Genomic DNA, 19263 nt, shown 5'->3' with positions numbered 1-19263 from the left:
TTTTTTTGCCAGAGTCGGTGCGCCGTTAACGCAACCGCTTGATCAGGCTGGAGGTATCCCAGCGCTGGCCACCCATGTGCTGCACGTCAGCGTAGAACTGGTCCACCAGGGCCGTGACTGGCAGGCGTGCGCCATTGCGCTTGGCCTCGTCCAGCACCAGTCCCAGATCCTTGCGCATCCAGTCGACCGCAAAGCCAAAATCGAACTTGTCGGCCACCATGGTCTTGCCGCGGTTGTCCAGTTGCCAGCTTTGTGCGGCACCCTTGCCGATCACATCGAGCACCTGGTTCATGTCCAGCCCCGCCTGCTGACCGAAGGCGATGGCTTCACTCAAGCCCTGCACCAGACCGGCGATGCAGATCTGGTTGACCATCTTGGCGAGCTGGCCGGCGCCATTCTCCCCCAGCAGGGTGAAGGCGCGCGAGAAGGCCATGGCCACGGGCTTGGCGGTGTCGAAGGCGGCACTGTCGCCGCCGCACATCACCGTCAGCATGCCATTCTGTGCGCCGGCCTGGCCGCCAGACACCGGGGCATCGATAAAGCGCAACCCCATGTGCTGCGCGGTGGCTCCCAGCTCGCGGGCCACGCTGGCCGAGGCCGTGGTGTGGTCCACAAAGAGGGCGCCGGGCTTCATGCCGGCAAAGGCGCCATCGGGTCCCAGCGTCACGCTGCGCAAGTCGTCATCATTGCCGACGCAGCAAAACACGATGTCGGCATTGTGGGCTGCCAGACGCGGTGTCGCGGCGTGGGAGTTGGCGGTGTTTTGGCCGCCAGGCGCCGTGAATTCTGCGCACCACGCTACAGATTTTGCAGCAGTCCGGTTGTACACGGTCACTCGGTGGCCGGCGCGGGCCAGGTGGCCGGCCATGGGGTAGCCCATGACCCCCAGCCCGAGAAAGGTCACGGTGACAGGGGGGGAGGCTTCGTAGGTTTTTGGGTTGATGCTGGACATGGCTTACATGATGGCAAAGTTTTCGGTCCCGGCGCTGAGGTCGGTGGAGCGGCCGCGCTGGCTGTTGAGCTTGATCTGCAGGCGCAGGTCGTTCAGCGAGTCGGCGTTGCGCAGCGCGTCCTCGTAGGTGATGGCGTTGGCTTCGTAAAGGTCAAACAGCGCCTGGTCGAAGGTTTGCATGCCCGCCTGGCGGCTTTTCTTCATGATCTCCTTCACCTCGGACACCTCGCCCTTGAAGATCAGGTCGGAGATCAACGGGGAGTTGATCATCACCTCCACGGCGGCGACGCGGCCCTTGCCGTCCTGCTTGGGGATCAGGCGCTGGGATACCAGGGCCCGCAGATTGAGCGACAGGTCCATCAGCAGCTGCGAGCGCCGCTCTTCCGGGAAGAAGTTGATGATGCGGTCCAGCGCCTGGTTGGCGCTGTTGGCGTGCAGCGTGGCCAGGCACAGGTGGCCGGTTTCTGCGAAAGCCACGGCGTGCTCCATGGTTTCGCGGTCGCGGATTTCGCCCATCAGGATCACATCGGGGGCCTGGCGCAGCGTGTTCTTCAGTGCCGCTTCCCAGCTGTCGGTGTCCAGTCCCACCTCGCGCTGCGTGACCACGCAGTTCTTGTGCATGTGCACAAACTCCACCGGGTCTTCGATGGTGATGATGTGGCCGAAGGAGTTTTCGTTGCGCCAGTCCACCATGGCCGCCAGGGTGGTGGATTTGCCCGAGCCGGTGGCGCCGACCATGATGCACAGGCCGCGCTTGGACTGTGAAATTTCCTTGAGCACCTGGGGCACCCCCAGGCTGTCGATGGTGGGAAGTGCCGCGGGAATCACCCGCAGCACCATGCCGACCTTGCCCTGCTGGACGAAGGCGTTGACCCGGAAGCGCCCAATGCCGGGCGGCGAAATGGCGAAATTGCTTTCCTTCGTGCGCTCGAACTCGGCCACCTGCTTGTCGTTCATGATGGAACGGGCCAGCGCCAGCGTGTGCACGGCGTTCAGGGGCTGGGGTGATACCTTGGTCACCTTGCCGTCGACCTTGATGGCGGGGGGGAAGTCGCCGGTGATGAACAGGTCGCTGCCGTTGCGGCTGACCATCAGCTTGAGCAGGTCGTTGATGAATTTCGTGGCTTGATCGCGCTCCATGAGAGCACCTCCTTAGGAGTAAAACGTGGGGGCAAGTTCTGGCGCCGGGCCGCCCCAAGCCAAAACGGCCCCCCCGGGGGGCAGAGAGTTACACGCAGTGAACGAACGTGGGGGCAACATGTTTAGCCGGGGAAGTTCTCCGGAATCTTGGCCTTGCTGCGGGCCTCCGCCGGGCTGATGATGTTGCGCTTGACCAAGTCGGTGAGATTCTGGTCCAGCGTCTGCATGCCCACGCTGTTGCCGGTCTGGATGGACGAGTACATCTGCGCCACCTTGGCCTCGCGGATCAGGTTGCGGATGGCGCTGGTGCCCAGCATGATCTCGTGTGCCGCCACGCGGCCCTGGCCGTCCTTGGTCTTGCACAGGGTCTGTGAGATCACCGCCTGCAGTGACTCCGACAGCATGGCCCGCACCATTTCCTTCTCGTCAGCCGGAAACACGTCGATGATCCGGTCAATGGTTTTGGCGGCGCTGGAGGTGTGCAGCGTGCCGAACACCAGGTGGCCGGTTTCGGCCGCCGTCATGGCCAGGCGGATGGTTTCCAGGTCGCGCATTTCGCCCACCAGGATGCAGTCCGGGTCTTCGCGCAGGGCCGAGCGCAGGGCGGCGGCAAAGCTCAGGGTGTGCGGGCCTACCTCGCGCTGGTTGACCAGGCATTTCTTGGACTCGTGCACAAACTCGATCGGGTCTTCCACCGTCAGGATGTGGCCGAATTCGGTTTCGTTGAGGTAGTTCACCATGGCCGCCAGCGTGGTGGACTTGCCCGAACCCGTGGGGCCGGTCACCAGCACCATGCCGCGGGGCTTGAGGGCCAGGTCGGCAAAGATCTTGGGGGCGTTGAGTTGCTCCAGGGACAGGATCTTGCTGGGAATGGTCCGGAACACGGCGCCGGCGCCGCGGTTGTGGTTGAAGGCGTTGACCCGAAAGCGTGCCAGGCCGTCAATCTCGAACGAAAAGTCGATCTCCAGAAACTCCTCGAAGTGCTTGCGTTGCCCGTCGTTCATGATGTCGTACACCATGGCATGCACCTGTTTGTGGTCCAGCGCTTCCACGTTGATGCGGCGCACATCGCCGTGGACCCGGATCATGGGTGGCAGACCAGCCGAGAGGTGCAAATCCGATGCTTTGTTCTTGACGCTGAAGGCCAGCAATTGGGTAATGTCCACGTAGTCCTCGTTCGGTTGGTCGTTGTTTGTTACGCTTCGTAGATTATGACCATGATTGCCGACAATCTTTCCCGGGTGCGCACGCGTCTGGCGCAGGCCTGTGCCCAAGCCGGGCGCGACGCGGGCGCCGTCACGCTGCTGGCGGTTTCCAAGACTTTTGGCGCCGATGCGGTGGTGCAGGCCCATGCTGCCGGGCAGACCGCGTTTGGCGAAAACTACATCCAGGAAGCGGTGGACAAGATCGCTGCGCTGGCCCATTTGCCGCTGGAGTGGCATTGCATAGGCCCCATCCAGAGCAACAAGACGCGGCTGGTGGCGGAGCACTTCGACTGGGTGCACACCATCGAGCGGCTCAAGATCGCCCAGCGCTTGAGCGAGCAGCGTCCGGCGCAACTGGCGCCGCTGCAGGTGTGCATCCAGGTCAATGTGGACGGTGGTGCCACCAAGTCTGGCGTGGCGCCGGCCGAAGCCCTGGCGCTGGCCCAGGCCGTGGCCGCGCTGCCCCGGTTGCGCTTGCGCGGCCTGATGTGCATTCCCGAACCTGCTCCTGATTTTGTAGCTGCCTGCGCAGTGTTTACGGGGGCAAAAGCGTTATTTGATGCCATAAATGAAGCCGGCGTGCGGCTGGACACCCTGTCCATGGGCATGAGCAACGACCTGGAAGCCGCCGTGGCCTCGGGCAGCACCCTGGTTCGTGTGGGCAGCGCCATTTTTGGTGCCCGCAGCTACCCCGCCACGGCTACTTAGGTGCCGGCGGCGGCGCGATGGCGCCGCAGTTGGCGCCCAGCCAGCGGCCGTGGGCCTGCAGGTCCAATTTTTCCGGCTGGCCGTTGACCACCGTGGTGGCCGCCATCTGCACGGTGTACGCCTCGGGGCTGACGAAGGTCACCTGGCCTTCGCCCCGGCTGGGCGGCTGGGTGCATACGAACGCAAACGGCATGCGGTTGCCCACGCGCGGGCTGCGGGTGTAGGTGCAGTCGCCCTGCTGGGCCGCTACTGCATTGCGTTCCACCATGTCCTGCGTCATGCAGGTGGTGAGGGCCGTGCCGCCGCCGGGTGTGCTGGTCAGTTGCACGCCCTGCCTGGCCATCATGTCGCGCATGATCCGGGCCTGGTCGGGCGGCAGGTTGGCCAGTTGTTTCTGCGCTTCGGCCAGGGCGCGGGCGGTCTCGCCGGAGCCGCCCTGGATCTGGCTGGTGATTTCCCACAGGCCGGGCTTGAGGGTCTGGGCGCCCAGGCCGGTGGCGGTGATCGACAAGAGCAGGGCGCCCAGGCAGGTGTGCCGTTTCATGGAGTCTCCTGGTATGTGGCGTTACATTCTTTTACCAATTTGTTCCCGGTGTGGGTGGCGCATGCGGCGTTCAGGCGACAAGCCCGGCCGCACACCGGGCGTGCGGCTACGCGGCGCGGGGCTTCACCCGTGAGGCCACCAGCTTGGCGTTGTTGCGGGCCTCTTCCACCGTGGTGGCAAAGGCCAGCGCCACGCCCATGCGGCGTTTGACAAAGCTTTCGGGCTTGCCGAACAGGCGCAGGTCCGAGTTGGGTACGCGCAGCGCATCGGCCACGCCGTCGAACACAATGCCCTGCGCATCCACGCCGCCGTAGATCACGGCGCTGGCGCCGGGGCTGCGCAGCGCGGTGTTCACCGGCAAGCCCAGAATGGCGCGGGCGTGCAGCTCAAACTCGCTTTGAACCTGCGTGCACAGGGTGACCAGGCCGGTGTCGTGCGGGCGCGGTGACACTTCGCTGAACCACACCTGGTCGCCCTTGATGAACAACTCCACGCCAAAGATGCCCAGTCCGGTGGACTGGCCGTCCAGACCCAGACCGAGGTTGTCGGTCACGGCCTTGGAAATGTCGCGCGCGCGCTGCAGTGCTGCCGGGTGCATGGGGTGGGGTTGCCAGCTCTCCACGTAGTCGCCGCTGACCTGGAGATGCCCAATGGGCTCGCAGAACTGGGTTTCCACCGCGCCGCTGGCGCCCTTGGCGCGCACGGTCAGCAGGGTGATTTCGTAGTCGAAGTCGATGAAGCCTTCCACGATGATGCGGCCGTGGCTCACCCGCCCGCCGGCCATGGCGTAGTCCCAGGCCGCGCGCACATCGGCCGGGCCGTTGATCCGGCTCTGGCCCTTGCCCGAGCTGCTCATCACCGGCTTGACGATGCAGGGGTAGCCAATGCCGCCATCGATGGCGGCCTGCAGTTCGGCCAGCGAATCACAGAACTGGTACGGACTGGTGGGCAGCCCCAGGGTTTCGGCGGCCAGGCGGCGAATGCCCTCGCGGTCCATGGTCAGGCGCGCTGCGCGCGCCGTGGGGATGACGCGCACGGTGCCGGCAGCTTCCAGCTGCTCCAGCATGGGGGTGGCAATGGCCTCGATCTCGGGCACCACCAGATCGGGTCTTTCCTGCTCGATCAGGGCCTGGAGCTGGGCCGGGTCGCTCATGGTGATGGTGCGCGCATGGTGGGCCACCTGCTGGCCGGGCGCGTGGTCGTAGCGGTCCACGGCGATGGTTTCCACGCCCAGGCGCTGCAGGGCGATCATGACTTCCTTGCCCAACTCGCCACTGCCCAGCAGCATGACTTTGGTGGCTTGGGGCGACAGGGGGGTGCCGAGGGTGGTCATTGCAAAAAGCTCCGTCAGAGTTGAAAAAAGGAGGAGGGCGCCGGCCGGGCCGACTTGCGCATCAAGGTGCTCTTGCCAAAGAGCGAGGCCATCAGGTCCACCGCCACTTCGGCGGTGCGATTGCGCTCGTCCAGCGCGGGGTTGAGTTCCACCACGTCCAGCGAGCCCAGGCGGCCCGTGTCGGCAATCATCTCCACGCACAGTTGGGCCTCGCGGTAGTTGGGGCCGCCGCGCACGGTGGTGCCTACGCCGGGGGCGATGGCCGGATCGAGGAAGTCCACGTCAAAGCTCACGTGCAGGTGGGTGTTGGCGTCCACCAGCGCCAGTGCCAGTTCCATGGCGGCGCGCATGCCCATCTCGTCGATGTAGCGCATGTCAAACACCTCCAGATCCCGCTCGTGCACCAGGCGTTTTTCGCCTTCGTCCACGCTGCGGATGCCGATCTGGCGGATCCATTTGGTCTGCAGGGCGGGCACCTGGCCGCTCAGGCCGACCAGTTCCGGCGGACCCAGGCCGCACAGGCAGGCGACCGGCATGCCGTGGAGATTGCCGCTGGGTGTGAGGGTGTTGGTGTTGAAGTCGGCATGGGCGTCCAGCCAGAGCACGCGCAGCTTCTTGCCGGCTTCGCGGCAGTGGCGGGCCACGGCGCTGATGGAGCCGATGCCCAGGCTGTGGTCGCCGCCCAGCAATACGGGCAGGCGTCCCTGGGTCAGCTCCTGGTAGACGGCGTTGTGCACCGCCTGGTTCCACGCCGTGACTTCGGCCAGATGGCGGTAGCCGTTCACGGGCGCCAGCCAGGGGTTGCCGGGGCCGCTCAGGTTGCCGCGGTCCACTACCTCCAGCCCGTGGCTGGCCAGCACCGTGGCCACGTGGGCGACACGCAGTGCCTCGGGGCCCATGCTGGCACCGCGGGTGCCCGCGCCCACGTCGGTGGGAGCGCCAATGAGACTGAGGAGGGAATTCATGCCTCCATTGTGGAGCAGACCGACGCCGGTTGCCGGGCGCTTCGTCTGTATCGGGGTGGAGCGCTCAGGCGGGATGGACCTTCATGGTGAAAACTCGCACCGCCCGCTGCAGCGTGCTGCTTCGGGCCGCCAGCGCTTCACAGGCGGTCGTGGACTGGCGCACCAGCTCGGCGTTCTGCTGGGTGACGCCGTCGAGCAGCTGCATGGCTTGACTGATCTGCAGCACGCCCAGGGATTGCTCCTGGGTGGCGTGGGTGATTTCGTTCAGGCGGGTGGTGACCCGCTGGACCGAATCCACCGCGGTGCGGATGGTGGCCGCAGCGCTGGTTACGGTCTGCGTGCCTTCCATCACCTCCTGTGCCGAACGCTGGATCAGTTCCCGGATCTGCAGTGCGGCATCGGAGCTGCGGCGTGCCAGTGCGCGCACCTCGCTAGCCACCACGCCGAAGCCGCGTCCGTGCTCGCCGGCATGGGAGGCCTCCACGGCGGCATTGAGTGCCAGCAGGTTGGTCTGGAAAGCCAGCTTCTCGATCACGCCAATGATTTCGGTGATGCGCTCCGAAGACGACTGGATGCGGTGCATGGACTGTGCGACACGGTCCACGGCCTCCCCTCCCTGTGTGGCTTCGGTGCTGGCGCTGCTGCTCAGGCTCGACAGCTCCTGCACCGTGTCGGCGGTCTGCTTCACCGTGCCGGCGATCTGCTCGGAAGAGGTCGAGGTTTGCTCGACGCCGCTGGCCTGGGAGTCGGTGCGGCCGGCCAGTTCGATGCTGCCCTGGTGGATGGCCTGTGTGGCCTGCGTTACGCCCACCACTTCGGCACGCACATCGGCGACGATGGCGCGCATGTTGAGGTTGATCAGCCACAACCGGCGCATCAGTGAGGACAACGGGCTGGTGGCGTCGTAGGTGATCTGGCCATCGAGGTTGCAGCCCGCCACCTCGCCGGCCAGTTGCTGGGCTTTTTCCAGGGGCTGCGTCACCGTGCGCACGAACCACGCCATGAAGGCGCCGGCGCCGCACAGCCCGGACAGCACTTGCAGCAGCTGGACGGTGCGTGGGTCGTACCCCGGCAGCAGCACGGCTGGCAGCAGGGTCAGCGCCAGCGCCAGACCGACGCCGATACTGGCGCGCTGGGTCAGGGTCAGCCGGTGCAGCTTGCCCAGCGCGTTGCGCCAACCCACGGGCCGCAGGTTGCCGGCGTGCAGGCGGAAGGTCGCCCGCCCCGATTGGCGTTGCGCCGCAATCCGGGCGTACAGGGCCTCGGCGGCCGCAATCTGCTCGCGGGTGGGCTTGAGCCGAACCGACATGTAGGCCTTGGGCTTGCCGCCGTCCATGACTGGCGTCACGTTGGCGCAGACCCAGTAGTGGTCGCCATTCTTGCGCCGGTTCTTGACGATGCCGCTCCAGGGCCGTCCGCGCCCGACGGTGGACCACAAGTCTTTGAAGGCCTCGGGTGGCACGTCGGGGTGGCGCACGATGTCGTGGGGCTGGCCCAGCAGTTCGGCGTAATCGAAACCGCTGGCGAGCACGAAGGCCTGGTTGCAATGGGTGATGCGGCCGGTCGTGTCGGTGGTGGACACTAGGGTTTCCCCATCCGGCAGTTCGTATTCTTGTTGCGTGACAGGCAGGTTGAGTTTCATGTGAAAAATGGATCCGTCCAGCGTTCGCGCCAGGGCGACTGGCGTGTGCTTTTTTGTGTGTAGTGGACTGTAGAACGGCGGCCGGCGCGTGCGTGTGACAGGCAGGACAACTGTTGATATACGTCAAGCCAAAACCGTGCCGAAATTCTCGCTCGCGCTAGGTTTTCAACAGATCGCTCAATCCGTTCACCAACTCATCGGCCAGGGGGCGCAATTCCCGGAGCTGCGCCAGGGCCTGGCCCTGCTGCCCCTGGATGCACAGTGCCATGAGCTCCTGCCCTATGGCGTGGATGCGTTCGTGCAGGGCATGCAGGCGCCGGATCTCCGGGTGCTTGCCAAAGCGCAGCTGCCCTTCGCCTGCGTACCAGCGGCTGAAGTGGCAGTCGCGGGTTTCCACGACGGGTGGGGTGCTGCGTTCACCGGCCAGGAAGGCCTCTACCGATTGCATCCAGTACCGGTGGTGCAACTCGGTGAGCAGCACGATCAGCTCGTCCGGATTCAGGGAACGCGCCTGCCGTGCCGTCCATGCCGCGTCGGGTTGCCAGGTGGCGACCCAGGCGGGCAGCGCGTGGGCCGGCATGGGGTGGGCGATGCCGAAGCCCTGCGCCAGCTCACAGCCCAGGGCCAGCAGCAGTTCGGCGTGGATGCCGGTTTCCACCCCCTCGGCAATCACCTGGCGACCGAATGCCCGGGCCAGGCCGATGACGCTTTCCACGATGGACAGGTCGTCCGGGTCGTTGAGCATGTCGCGCACAAAGGTCCGGTCGATCTTGAGCACTTCGGCCGGCAGGTGCTTGAGGTAGGTCAGTGACGAGTAGCCAGTGCCGAAGTCGTCCAGTGCAAAGTGCACGCCCATGGCGCGGCAGGTGCGCATGGTTTCGGAAACCTGGGCAATGTCTTCCATGGCGCTGGTTTCCAGCACTTCGAGCTCCAGTTGGCTCGCGCTGACCTCCGGGTGGGCGCGCAGCAGGTCCTGCAGGCGCAGCACGAAATCGCCCTGTTGCAATTGCCGCGCGCCGATGTTGACGCTGACCCGCATGTCCAGCCCCGTGGCCCGCCACGCGGCGATCTGGGTCAGTGCCGTGGCGATCACCCACTCGCCCAGCTCCACGCTGAGCGGGAGGTTCTCGATGATGGGCAGAAAGGCATCGGGTGGAAGCAGGCCGCGTTCGGGGTGGTTCCAGCGGATCAGGGCCTCGGTGCCCATGACCTCGCCGGTCTTCATGTTCACCTTGGGCTGGTAATGCAACACGAATTCGTTCCGTTCCAGCGCCTGGCGTATGTGCTCCAGGCTCTCGCGCTGGGTTTGCACGGCCGTGTCCTGGTCCACATCGAACAGGTGGTAGCGGTTCTTGCCCATCTGCTTGGCCAGGTACATGGCCTGGTCGGCATGGCGCAGCAGCAGGTCGGCGTCGGCCTGGTCTTGCGGATACACCGTCACGCCGATGCTGGCGGATACCTGCAGCACGGCAGCCGTGGCCGTGACCGGCGTTGCGGCGGCCTGCAGCAGCCGCTTGAGCACCGGCTCGCAATCCTGGCCGTTCTCCAGATCCACCAGCACAGCCACGAACTCGTCGCCGCCGATGCGCGCCAGGGTGTCGCCTTCCCGCAGGGCCTCCTTCATGCGCTGCGCGACGGCAATAAGCAGTTCGTCGCCGGCATCGTGGCCGTGCTTGTCGTTCACGGCTTTGAAGCCGTCCAGGTCCAGGTACACCACCGCCAGCGACTGGGCGCGCCGCTGGCACTGGGCCATGGCCAGCAGCAGGCGGTCGGCCAGCAGAACGCGGTTGGGCAGGTTGGTCAACGCGTCGTAGTGGGCGATGTGCTCCAGCTGCTTCTGGTGCTCCTTGATGGAGGTGATGTCCGTGAACAGGGCCACGTAGTTCTGCGTCACGCCGGTCGGGTCCCGCAGGGCACTGATGGTGATCATCTCGGCGTACAGCTCGCCGTTCTTGCGCCGGTTCCAGGCCTCCCCATGCCAGTGGCCCTTGTGGGTGAGGTCGTGCCACATGGCGGCATAAAACTCCGGTCCCTGGCGGCCCGACTGCAGCATGCGCGGGTTCTGCCCCAGCGCCTCTTCGCGGCTGTATCCGGTGATGTGGGTGAAGGTGTCGTTGACCTCCAGAATGGTGCCCGCAGCATCGGTGATGGTGATGCCCTCGCGGGCATGGGTGAACACGCTGGCCGCGAGCTGCAGGCGCGCTTCGGCCAGGGTCCGGTCAATAGCCAGCGCCGTGAGACGCGCTTCGTATTCGATCAGCTGCAGGTCCGTGGCTGTGGGTGTACAGGGCCGGTGGTGGTAGACGGAGAAGGTGCCCAGCAATTTGCCCTGTGCCGAGAAAATCGGCTGTGACCAGCAGGCGTGCAGCCCGGCCTGGTGGGCCGCGTCCAGAAAAGGCGCCCAGGCGTCCAGGCTGGCAAGGGTCTCGTTCAGGACGCCCGCCCCAGCTGGAACCGACATGCCGGAGGGGCCGATGCCCTGGCCCACGGCCAGGCTGTCGAGCGCCTGGCGGAAGAAGCCGGGCAGGCTGGGCGCGGCGCCGTGGTGCAGGCGCTTGCCTTCGTTGTCCACCACCAGAATGCTGCACAGCATGCTGGGGTTGACGCTTTCCACGTTGCGGGCGATGGCGTCGAGCACGCGGGGGAGCGGAACTTCGTCGGCCAGCATCTGCAGCACCTGGTTACGGTGGTGCTCCTGCAACTCGGCCCGTTTGCGCTCGGCAATGTCTGCCTGGGTTCCCGACATGCGCATGGGCCGATCGTCTGCAGTCCATTCCACCACCCGCCCGCGGTTGAGCACCCAGATCCAGTCGCTGTTCTTCTTGCGCACCCGCAGTTCGCACTTGTAGTTGGTTTCCTGGTGGGTGAAGCAGCGCTCCACCCGCTCCCGGGATGCGTCGGCGTCGTCGGGGTGAATCATGCCCATCCAGGTGTCGATGGTGAAGGGTTCCAGCTCCGCCAGGGTGTAACCGAGGATCTCCGCCCACCGCTCGTTGAGGGCGATTTCACCGGTCTGCACATTCCACTCCCAGGTGCCGATATCGGTGCCCCAGATGATTTCGGAGACCCGCTGGCTCTGCTGGCGGTGTTGCGCCCGGCTGCGCCGCAGCAGGGTGTTTTGCATGAACAGCCAGGTGCCGCCGGCAAACAGCACCAGAAACAGCGCGCCCAGCAGTGCAATGATCCAGTTGGTGTAGCGGCTCCATAGGTCTGCCATGGTGAATTCGGGCGTGCCCTCGAAAGGCGGCATCCGCAAGCGGCGCAGTACCGTTTCCACGGTGCCATAGTCGGCGGGCGTGGTGAAACCCTGGATGCCGGCGCCCCGCATGGCCGGGCTGCCGCCGGATAGCGAGAGCAGGGCCACGGCCAGGCGGCGGGCCAATTGGGCGTCGACCGTCGGTGTCACCACCACCGGCCACTCCGGGTAGAGCAGGGTGGAGCGGACAAAGGGAAAGCCCGGTGTCGATTGGGGGTGGATGATCTTCAGGCGGTCCATGGACAGCTTGCCCTCGCGCACCAGGGCCTCCAGCACGCCACTGCGCACGAAACCCACGCTGGCGCGGCCCGCCAGAACGGCCGCCACCGGAAGGTCCTGCGGCATGCCGGTAACGACCAGCCGGTCCGGGTCGGGCAGCGGCAGGCCTGCTTCCAGCATTTCAAAGGCTTGCATCTGGTAGCCGCCCAGGAAGTCGGTGCTGGTGATGGCAATGCGCTGGTGCACGATGTCGGCCAGCGTGTTGATGCCAGAGGCATCGGCGCGGGTGAAGATGACGCCACTGAAGGCCGACAGGCCTTCCCCGTTCTCCTCGGTGATCTGGGTGGCAATCGGTGCCGACAGGCCATAGCGGTTCTGCAGCACGATGAAGTGTCCCGGCGTGGTGAACACCACGTCCACCGCAGATTGCGCAACCGCTGTCTCCAGTTCCGGCAGGTCATATACCGTCAGCAGCACGCGCCGGCCGAGCGTGGTTTCCAGGTAGTTCGCCAGGGGTTGCCATTGGGCGGTTGCCTGGGCCTTGGGGCGAAAGGCCAGCACGCCAAACCGCAGGGGTTCCTTGGCGGAAGCCGCCAGGGCGGACGCAGTGAGCAGCCACAGCAGCAGCACGGCCGCGACGAGCCGTTTCATGGGGCTATCCAGTACACGCGTGCGGGCTCCATCGGGAGGGGGTCAGAAGCGGGGCAACTCCGGATGTGCCAGCCGTCCGCCGCGGACCAGCATCTTGCCGTACTCGGCACAGCGCTGCAGCGTGGGGATCACCTTGCCCGGGTTGAGCAGTTCCTTGGTGTCGAAGGCGCGCTTGATGCCAAACATCTGGGCGTTCTCTTCCGGGCTGAACTGCACGCACATGGAGTTGAGCTTTTCCACGCCCACGCCGTGCTCGCCGGTGACCGTGCCGCCCATGGCCACGCTGGTCTCCAGGATGTCGGCGCCAAACAGCTCGCAGCGGCGCAGCTGGTCGGGGTCGTTGGCATCGAACAGGATGAGCGGGTGCAGGTTACCGTCCCCCGCGTGAAACACATTGGCGCAGCGCAACTGGTATTTCTTCTCCATCTCCTGGATGGCGAGCAGGATGTCGGCCAGGCGCTTGCGCGGTATGGTGGAGTCCATGCACATGTAGTCGGGGCTGATGCGCCCGCTGGCCGGGAAGGCATTCTTGCGCCCGCTCCAGAAACGCAGGCGTTCGGCCTCGTTCTGGCTCACGGCGATGGCCGTGGCGCCGTGGTGGCGCAGCACCTCGCTCATGCGGCCAATCTCCTCCTCCACTTCCTCGGGCGTACCGTCGCTTTCGCACAGCAAAATGGCCTCGGCGTTCAGGTCGTAGCCGGCATGCACGAAGTCTTCCACGGCGGCCGTCATGGGCTTGTCCATCATCTCCAGGCCGGCCGGAATGATGCCGGCGGCAATCACGGCGGCGACGGCATCGCCGGCCTTGCGGACATCGTCGAAGCTGGCCATGATGCAGCGCGCCAGCAGGGGCTTGGGAATCAGCCGCACGGTCACTTCGGTGGTGATGGCCAGCATGCCCTCGCTGCCGATCACCATGCTGAGCAGGTCGTACCCGGCGTTGTCCAGCGCGTCCGCGCCAAATTCAATGGGTTCGCCTTCGATGGTGAAGCCGCGCACCTTGAGCACGTTGTGCAGTGTCAGTCCGTACTTCAGGCAATGCACACCGCCCGAGTTTTCGGCCACGTTGCCGCCAATGGTGCAGGCAATCTGGCTGGAGGGATCGGGGGCGTAGTACAGGCCGAGGGGTGATGCCGCCTCGCTGATAGCCAGGTTGCGCACGCCGCACTGCACGGTGGCGGTGCGGCTGCGCGGGTCGATCTGCACGATCTGGTTGAAGCGCGCCAGCGACAGCGTCACGCCCATGGCGTGGGGCATGGCGCCACCGCTCAGTCCGGTGCCGGCGCCGCGGGCCACCACCGGCACGCCCATGGCGTGGCAGGTGCGCAGCACGGCGGCGACCTGCGCCTCGGTTTCGGGCAAGGCCACCACCAGCGGACGCTGGCGGTAGGCGGTCAGGCCGTCGCATTCATAGGGCGTGGTGTCTTCCCGGTTCCACAGGAGCGCATCGGTTGGTAAATGGGCGGACAGAGCCCGTACAACCTGCGCTTGAAGCTCTGTTTTTTGTAGCGCATGGGTTTCCGGGGCGTGTGCAGAGACGTTCATACCGCCACTTTACGGCAAACCACGGGGGTGTGGCGGAAAGAAACTGAGCAAACGCGGTGGAATTTCCGGGTTTTGCATATGGCTTCTCTATAATCCGCCCGCATTCATCCAGCCCTTCAACCTCACCGGGAACTGCCGTGTCCGACTCCCTCGCGGTATTGCCGCAGTACCTTCTCCCCAAGCGGGCCCTGACCGTCCTGGCCGGCAAAGTGGCCGCCGCCCGCGGCGGGCGCTGGACCACCGCCCTCATCCGCTGGTTTGTGCAGCGTTACCAGGTCAACATGGCCGAGGCGGCCAACCCCGATATTGCCAGCTACGCCAGCTTCAACGCGTTCTTCACCCGCCCCCTGAAGGAAGGAGCCCGGCCGCTGGCGCAGACCCCCTGGATTTGCCCCGTGGACGGCGCTATCAGCCAGTTCGGCCGCATTGAGCGCGACCAGATCTTCCAGGCCAAGGGCCACCAGTACTCCACCACCGCGTTGGTGGGGGGCGATGCGACGCTGGCGGCGCAGTTCCAGGATGGCCACTTTGCCACCCTGTACCTCAGTCCCCGGGACTACCACCGCATCCACATGCCCTGCGACGGTGTCCTGCGGCGCATGATTTATGTGCCCGGCGATCTGTTCTCGGTGAATCCGACCACGGCCCGTGGCGTGCCAGGGCTGTTTGCCCGCAACGAGCGCGTGGTGTGCGTGTTTGACTCGGCGGCGGGGCCCTTCGTGCTGACGCTGGTGGGCGCCACCATCGTGGGCAGCATGGCCACGGTGTGGCACGGTGTTGTCAACCCGCCGCGTGCCGGGCAGATCCAGGAATGGCATTACGACGACGGCGCCGTGTCCTTGCGCCAGGGCGACGAAATGGGCCGCTTCCTGCTGGGCTCCACCGTGGTGATGCTGTTCCCCAAGGGGCCTATGGCCTTCAACCCGGCTTGGGCCGCAGCCAAGCCCATCCGCCTGGGCGAAGCGATGGCCAGCGCCGAATCGCCTACTTGAAGATCACGGTCTTGTGGCCGTTGAGCAGCACGCGGTGCTCGCTGTGCCACTTGACGGCGCGCGCCAGCACCTGACTTTCGGTGTCACGGCCCTGCGTTGTCAGGTCTTCCACGGTTTTGCTGTGGTCCACGCGGGCCACGTCCTGCTCGATGATGGGACCTTCGTCCAGGTCGGCCGTCACATAGTGGGCCGTCGCACCAATCAGCTTCACGCCCCGGTCATGGGCCTGGTAGTAGGGCTTGGCGCCCTTGAAGCTGGGCAGGAAGGAGTGGTGGATGTTGATGGCGCGCCCCGCCAGCTTACGGCAGAAGTCGTCGCTCAGGATCTGCATGTAGCGCGCCAGGACGACCAGCTCGGCACCTTCGGTTTCGATGATTTCAAACTGCCGGGCCTCGACTTGTTCCTTGTTGTCCTTGTTGACCGCAATGTGGTGGAAGGGTACGTTGTAGCTGGCGGCCAGCTGGTAGAACTCGCGGTGGTTGGAAATGATGGCGCGGATGTCCACCGGCAACAGCCCGCTTTTCCAGCGGAACAGCAGGTCGTTGAGGCAATGGCCCTCCTTGCTGACCAGCAGCACAGTGCGCATGGGCTGCGCCGTGGCGTGCAGGCTCCAGTGCATCTGGAAGGGCGCCGCGAAGCGTTCCAGCTCGGTGCGCAGGTCGGCGTGCGTGAGTTGCGCGCAGCTGAACTGCACCCGCATGAAGAAGAGGCCGGTGTCCGGGTCGTTGTACTGCGCGGCTTCTTCAATGTTGCCGCTGCGCTCCAGCAGGAAGCCGGATACCGCGTGGACCAGTCCCAGGCGGTCCGGGCAGGAGAGGGTCAGGATGTAAGTCGTACTCATGGTGCGCCCATTGTCGCAGCATGAGGCGCAGCCGGGCTGCGCGCCACGGCTTTTTCCGGGGTCAGGCCACGGAAGGGTCGGTCGCCATGTTGTCAAATTTCTTGAAATACTGGCGGGCCATGGCAACCAGCTGGCCGTCGGTTGGGTGGTCGGTGGAGACGGAGTCCACAATGCCGGCCGCCAGTGCCGCCTGGTTTGTGGCGACCCAGTCGCGGAACTGGTTGCGGGCCAGGCCGGGGCCGGTCAGCAGGACCTCACGGGTGCCGGCCAACGCCTTGGCAATCTCGGTGAAGTAGGCCGCGTTGTCTTCGGCCTTGCCCTGGTGCTTATGGTGGCTGCGCGACTTGATGCGCTGGGCTTCGATGTGTTCGCGGTCAAACATCAGCACGTGGGCTTCGGAATGGTCCATCCAGACGACGGCGTGAAAAGTACTCATGTCAGGCTTTCAGCAAGTTGGGAAAAAAATAAGAAGGGAATCAGGCGCGGTGGTGTTCCAGCTTTTCCTGGCACGGGATGCAGCGTGGCGCGTCCGGCGTGGCCTGCAGGCGCGCTGGGGGAATCGTGACACCGCAGTCGGTGCACTCGCCGTAGGTGCCGGCTTCAATGCGGGCCAGTGCGGCGTCGATGGCGTCCAGCTCGGCTGTTTCGCGTTCACCCAGGGCGAACTCCAGTTCCCGCGCGCTGGCCACCTGGGCGGTGGAGTCTTCCGGGCGGCCAAAGTGGTCGGCGGCAACCTCCGCGCGACCGACGACCCCGCCCCGCTGCTCGGCAATCTGCGCGAGCAAGGCGGCACGCATGCCCAGCAACTGCTGCTGGTAAGGGGTGGCTTGTTGTTTGTTCATCGGGTCAACTCCTTCATATGGTTTCATGATGCGCCCTTGCGGGCTGCTCGTCATTGACATACGTCAAGACGGTCGGGCACTTCCAGCGTTCGGGCTCCGCTGCGGTAGCGCCTGCAGCTGCGCACAATAGTCTTTTTCCGCCGCCGGCGGCGGCGTGGGCCAGGACTGGTCAAAATTTGCTATGGTTTCAGGAGCTGTCGACGCAGTATTGGCGTAGAGAAGCAGCGTTTTTGCCCTGAAATCAGGGGGCAGGTGCTGCGGCACGCCTAGTGTGGCGTCGACATGGCCGCTGCCGGCCAGCAGCAGAACGGTTTTGCCGGGGACGGCGGCGGCGGTGAGGGTGTGCGCCATGGCCACGTCGCGGGCAATCTGGACGCGGGTCATGGGCGTGATCTGGCTTTCTGGCAGCAGGCCGCAGTGGCCGATGCGGATGCGCTGCTGCTGTGCCTTGAGTGCCGGGCCGCGCAGCAGGGCGTCGAGCGTGGTGTTGTTCAGGGCCGCGGTGCGTTGTGCGGGAGTCAGGTTGGCGCCGCGCACCGGCACGCCGGCGCGCACGGCAGCCATCACGGCCGGGCCGTAGGCGGCCCAGTTCCAGGTAGCGTCATCCCACTGGAGTGCGGCACGGACGGCGCTTTCGCTGGCGCCGGGTTCCAGCGCATCGGTGGACCGGCCTTGCTCGGCCATTTCCAGTGCGACGGCCGCCAGCTGGCCCTTGGCCGCCAGCGCGCTGACCAACTCGCGGTGCAGCTGCTGATGGGCTGGGGTATCGTGCTGCTCGCCGACCAGCAGGGCGTCGGCCGGAAGCAGGGTTTCCAGTCGGGCCTGCAACGCAGGCGTCAGGAGCGGGGCTGCGCAAGCGCCCAGGATCACAACGCCCGACAGGCAAACCCAGGTGGCCACGCGGCGGAGCATGGCCACGGGTTCAGTGCACCAGCACCGGGTTTTGTGCCAGCTCGGCGTATTGCTCCAGGGTGTCCTCGACTTCTTCCTGGGTGGGCGTATTGACCTGCCAGGCCATGATGTGCTGCTGGAACAGCTCGGCCCAGGAGCCATCCAGGTACACCTCTTTGCCCGTGCGTTTGTCCACAATCTCAAAACCGTGGCGTGCCAGCATGGGAACTCCCTCGGGGTGTTGCACCGTCTTGAGGGTGCTCACCACCGTCGAGCCATCCGCCTCGGCGTTGGCCAGCATGTGGGTGACCGAATAGGTGTCTGAGTCGTAGAGCGTGTGCATGGTGATCAATGATAGGGCTTATGGCCCAGTTGGGCGCAATATCGCCGAATTCAAGGGATGGCGCTGCCCTCGGCTGGGGGCCGGCATATCAGTACTGCGGCAGGTGGTCGCCCAGCCACCGCTGGTCGGCCACGTCTCCGTTGGCTTCCGTGATGCGGATGCGCACGGGCATATAGGCCAGGCCGGGCGCCAGCCAGACTTCGGCCTTGCTACCGTACTCGCTGCTGGGGTTGCGCCACAGCTTGAGGGCGTTGAGCTCCATGTTGGGCAGGGTCAGTTTTTCCAGGGCGCCCACGGTAAATACCCAGGTTTCGGACGACCGGGGTCCCACCGCCTGGAAGGTCAGCTGGCTGCCTTCGGGAAAGTCGCGCGGAGCGCCACCCAGCATGGCGGCCAGCTGGATCAGCACGCTGAGTTGGTCCTGTGCGCCGGGCAGCAGCGGCGCGTCCGGGGTGTTGGCACTGAACGTGATTTTGTTCTTGGCACGTTCAAAGTGAGCCGCCACTTCGCTACGGAATTTGTCGCCAAAACGGGTGGGTTCCAGCCCGTGCGCGGTGAGTTCGCCGGTACTGGTCTGTATGCGTGCGCCCAGCAGAAAGTGGCTGACCTCCATGCGGGCGTTGTAGGTGCTGCCGTCCTGCTGCCAGTTCAGGTTGCCATTGAGCGAGAACGGAACCCCCCGGGTTTTGCCGCGGATGTCGTACGGCAGCTGCATGGACCCCGGAATGGCATAGCTGTGCACGGCCTGGGCCGCCGGCGCCTTGGGGGCTCCGGGCGGGGGCACCTGGGCGGCTGCGACGTCAACGGCATCGGTGTGATCGACCTTGGTCTGCGCTGCTGCAGGCGTGGTGTCGTCGGCCGGCGGCGCGGCGTCGGGTTCGGTCACCAAGCGGGATGTCGGGCCGGCAGGCGCCGGTGCAGGGGCCGCATGGGCGCGCGCTGCGGCTGTGGCTGCGGGAGGCACCGGCGGGGGTGCGGCAGGCACGGTGATGGTGCGGGTGATGAAGGGGAGGTCGGACGGACTGTCCGGGCTGGCATGGGAGGCCAGGTTGAGGGGCGCGCTGTGCAGCAGCGCCCAGTGGGCCAGAACCACGCCCACCGTCAGGAGTAGCAGGCCACGCACGGGGCGCCGGCGCTTGGCGGGCGGCTGAGGGGAGGACGGCGGGTGGGCGGGCAGCATGGGGGGGAGCGTAC

At 65.7% G+C, this 19263-nt stretch carries 17 protein-coding genes; 2 read left to right on the top strand and 15 right to left on the bottom strand.

Features of this window, described 5'->3' with window-relative positions:
- Window positions 1–25: 25 nt before the first annotated feature.
- From AC1Q5W_RS08435 to AC1Q5W_RS08425, 3 genes are all read right to left on the bottom strand, one after another.
- Complete coding sequence (locus AC1Q5W_RS08435; protein WP_492644819.1) at window positions 26–952, bottom strand: NAD(P)-dependent oxidoreductase; 927 nt, start codon at window positions 950–952, stop codon at window positions 26–28.
- 3 nt (window positions 953–955) lie between these two features.
- Window positions 956–2092 carry a PilT/PilU family type 4a pilus ATPase gene (locus tag AC1Q5W_RS08430; protein ID WP_492644820.1) on the bottom strand — a complete coding sequence of 379 codons (1137 nt, stop codon included), beginning with the start codon at window positions 2090–2092 and terminating at the stop codon, window positions 956–958.
- A gap of 122 nt (window positions 2093–2214) precedes the next feature.
- Window positions 2215–3258: a type IV pilus twitching motility protein PilT gene (locus AC1Q5W_RS08425; protein ID WP_492644821.1), complete on the bottom strand. Its 1044-nt coding sequence runs from the start codon at window positions 3256–3258 to the stop codon at window positions 2215–2217.
- A gap of 45 nt (window positions 3259–3303) precedes the next feature.
- On the opposite strand from AC1Q5W_RS08425, the gene AC1Q5W_RS08420 reads away from it, so the two are divergent.
- Complete coding sequence (locus AC1Q5W_RS08420; protein WP_492644822.1) at window positions 3304–4005, top strand: YggS family pyridoxal phosphate-dependent enzyme; 702 nt, start codon at window positions 3304–3306, stop codon at window positions 4003–4005.
- On the opposite strand, the gene AC1Q5W_RS08415 is transcribed toward AC1Q5W_RS08420, so the two are convergent.
- From AC1Q5W_RS08415 to AC1Q5W_RS08390, 6 genes are all read right to left on the bottom strand, one after another.
- Complete coding sequence (locus AC1Q5W_RS08415) at window positions 3998–4549, bottom strand: DUF3617 domain-containing protein (protein WP_492644823.1); 552 nt, start codon at window positions 4547–4549, stop codon at window positions 3998–4000. The two genes, AC1Q5W_RS08420 and AC1Q5W_RS08415, sit on opposite strands and share 8 nt — an antisense overlap.
- Before the next feature lie 106 nt (window positions 4550–4655).
- On the bottom strand, window positions 4656–5882 hold the full coding sequence (gene purT, locus AC1Q5W_RS08410) for a formate-dependent phosphoribosylglycinamide formyltransferase (protein WP_492644824.1): 1227 nt from the start codon (window positions 5880–5882) through the stop codon (window positions 4656–4658).
- A 14-nt stretch (window positions 5883–5896) separates the two neighbouring features.
- Complete coding sequence (gene rocF / locus AC1Q5W_RS08405) at window positions 5897–6847, bottom strand: arginase (protein WP_492644825.1); 951 nt, start codon at window positions 6845–6847, stop codon at window positions 5897–5899.
- Window positions 6848–6911: 64 nt separating this feature from the next.
- Entirely contained in the window at window positions 6912–8489 is a 1578-nt protein-coding gene (locus AC1Q5W_RS08400) for a methyl-accepting chemotaxis protein (protein WP_492644826.1), read from the bottom strand.
- A 157-nt stretch (window positions 8490–8646) separates the two neighbouring features.
- Window positions 8647–12615 (bottom strand): EAL domain-containing protein, encoded by a 3969-nt coding sequence (locus tag AC1Q5W_RS08395; protein ID WP_492644827.1) that lies wholly within the window; start codon window positions 12613–12615, stop codon window positions 8647–8649.
- A gap of 42 nt (window positions 12616–12657) precedes the next feature.
- Window positions 12658–14160, bottom strand: a complete 1503-nt coding sequence (locus AC1Q5W_RS08390; RefSeq protein WP_492644828.1) for an FAD-linked oxidase C-terminal domain-containing protein — start codon at window positions 14158–14160, stop codon at window positions 12658–12660.
- 137 nt (window positions 14161–14297) lie between these two features.
- Here AC1Q5W_RS08390 and asd point away from each other — a divergent pair, with 137 nt between their 5' ends.
- Entirely contained in the window at window positions 14298–15152 is an 855-nt protein-coding gene (gene asd / locus AC1Q5W_RS08385; protein ID WP_492644829.1) for an archaetidylserine decarboxylase, read from the top strand.
- On the opposite strand, the gene purU is transcribed toward asd, so the two are convergent.
- From purU to AC1Q5W_RS08355, 6 genes are all read right to left on the bottom strand, one after another.
- Window positions 15145–15993, bottom strand: coding sequence for a formyltetrahydrofolate deformylase (purU, locus tag AC1Q5W_RS08380; RefSeq protein WP_492644830.1), 849 nt, complete (start codon window positions 15991–15993; stop codon window positions 15145–15147). The two genes, asd and purU, sit on opposite strands and share 8 nt — an antisense overlap.
- Before the next feature lie 61 nt (window positions 15994–16054).
- A complete protein-coding gene (locus AC1Q5W_RS08375; RefSeq protein WP_492644831.1) occupies window positions 16055–16429 on the bottom strand; it encodes a hypothetical protein in 375 nt (124 codons plus the stop codon).
- Between the two features lie 40 nt (window positions 16430–16469).
- Entirely contained in the window at window positions 16470–16835 is a 366-nt protein-coding gene (locus tag AC1Q5W_RS08370) for a TraR/DksA family transcriptional regulator (RefSeq protein WP_492644832.1), read from the bottom strand.
- A gap of 63 nt (window positions 16836–16898) precedes the next feature.
- On the bottom strand, window positions 16899–17747 hold the full coding sequence (locus AC1Q5W_RS08365; protein WP_492646153.1) for a ChaN family lipoprotein: 849 nt from the start codon (window positions 17745–17747) through the stop codon (window positions 16899–16901).
- 10 nt (window positions 17748–17757) lie between these two features.
- Entirely contained in the window at window positions 17758–18069 is a 312-nt protein-coding gene (locus tag AC1Q5W_RS08360; protein WP_492644833.1) for a BTH_I0359 family protein, read from the bottom strand.
- A gap of 88 nt (window positions 18070–18157) precedes the next feature.
- Window positions 18158–19249: a DUF3108 domain-containing protein gene (locus AC1Q5W_RS08355; RefSeq protein WP_492644834.1), complete on the bottom strand. Its 1092-nt coding sequence runs from the start codon at window positions 19247–19249 to the stop codon at window positions 18158–18160.
- Window positions 19250–19263 lie beyond the last annotated feature (14 nt).

The organism is Rhodoferax sp. MLSD5-FHT05B10 (assembly GCF_058793415.1).
This window is presented reverse-complemented; position numbering and strand designations above follow the sequence as displayed.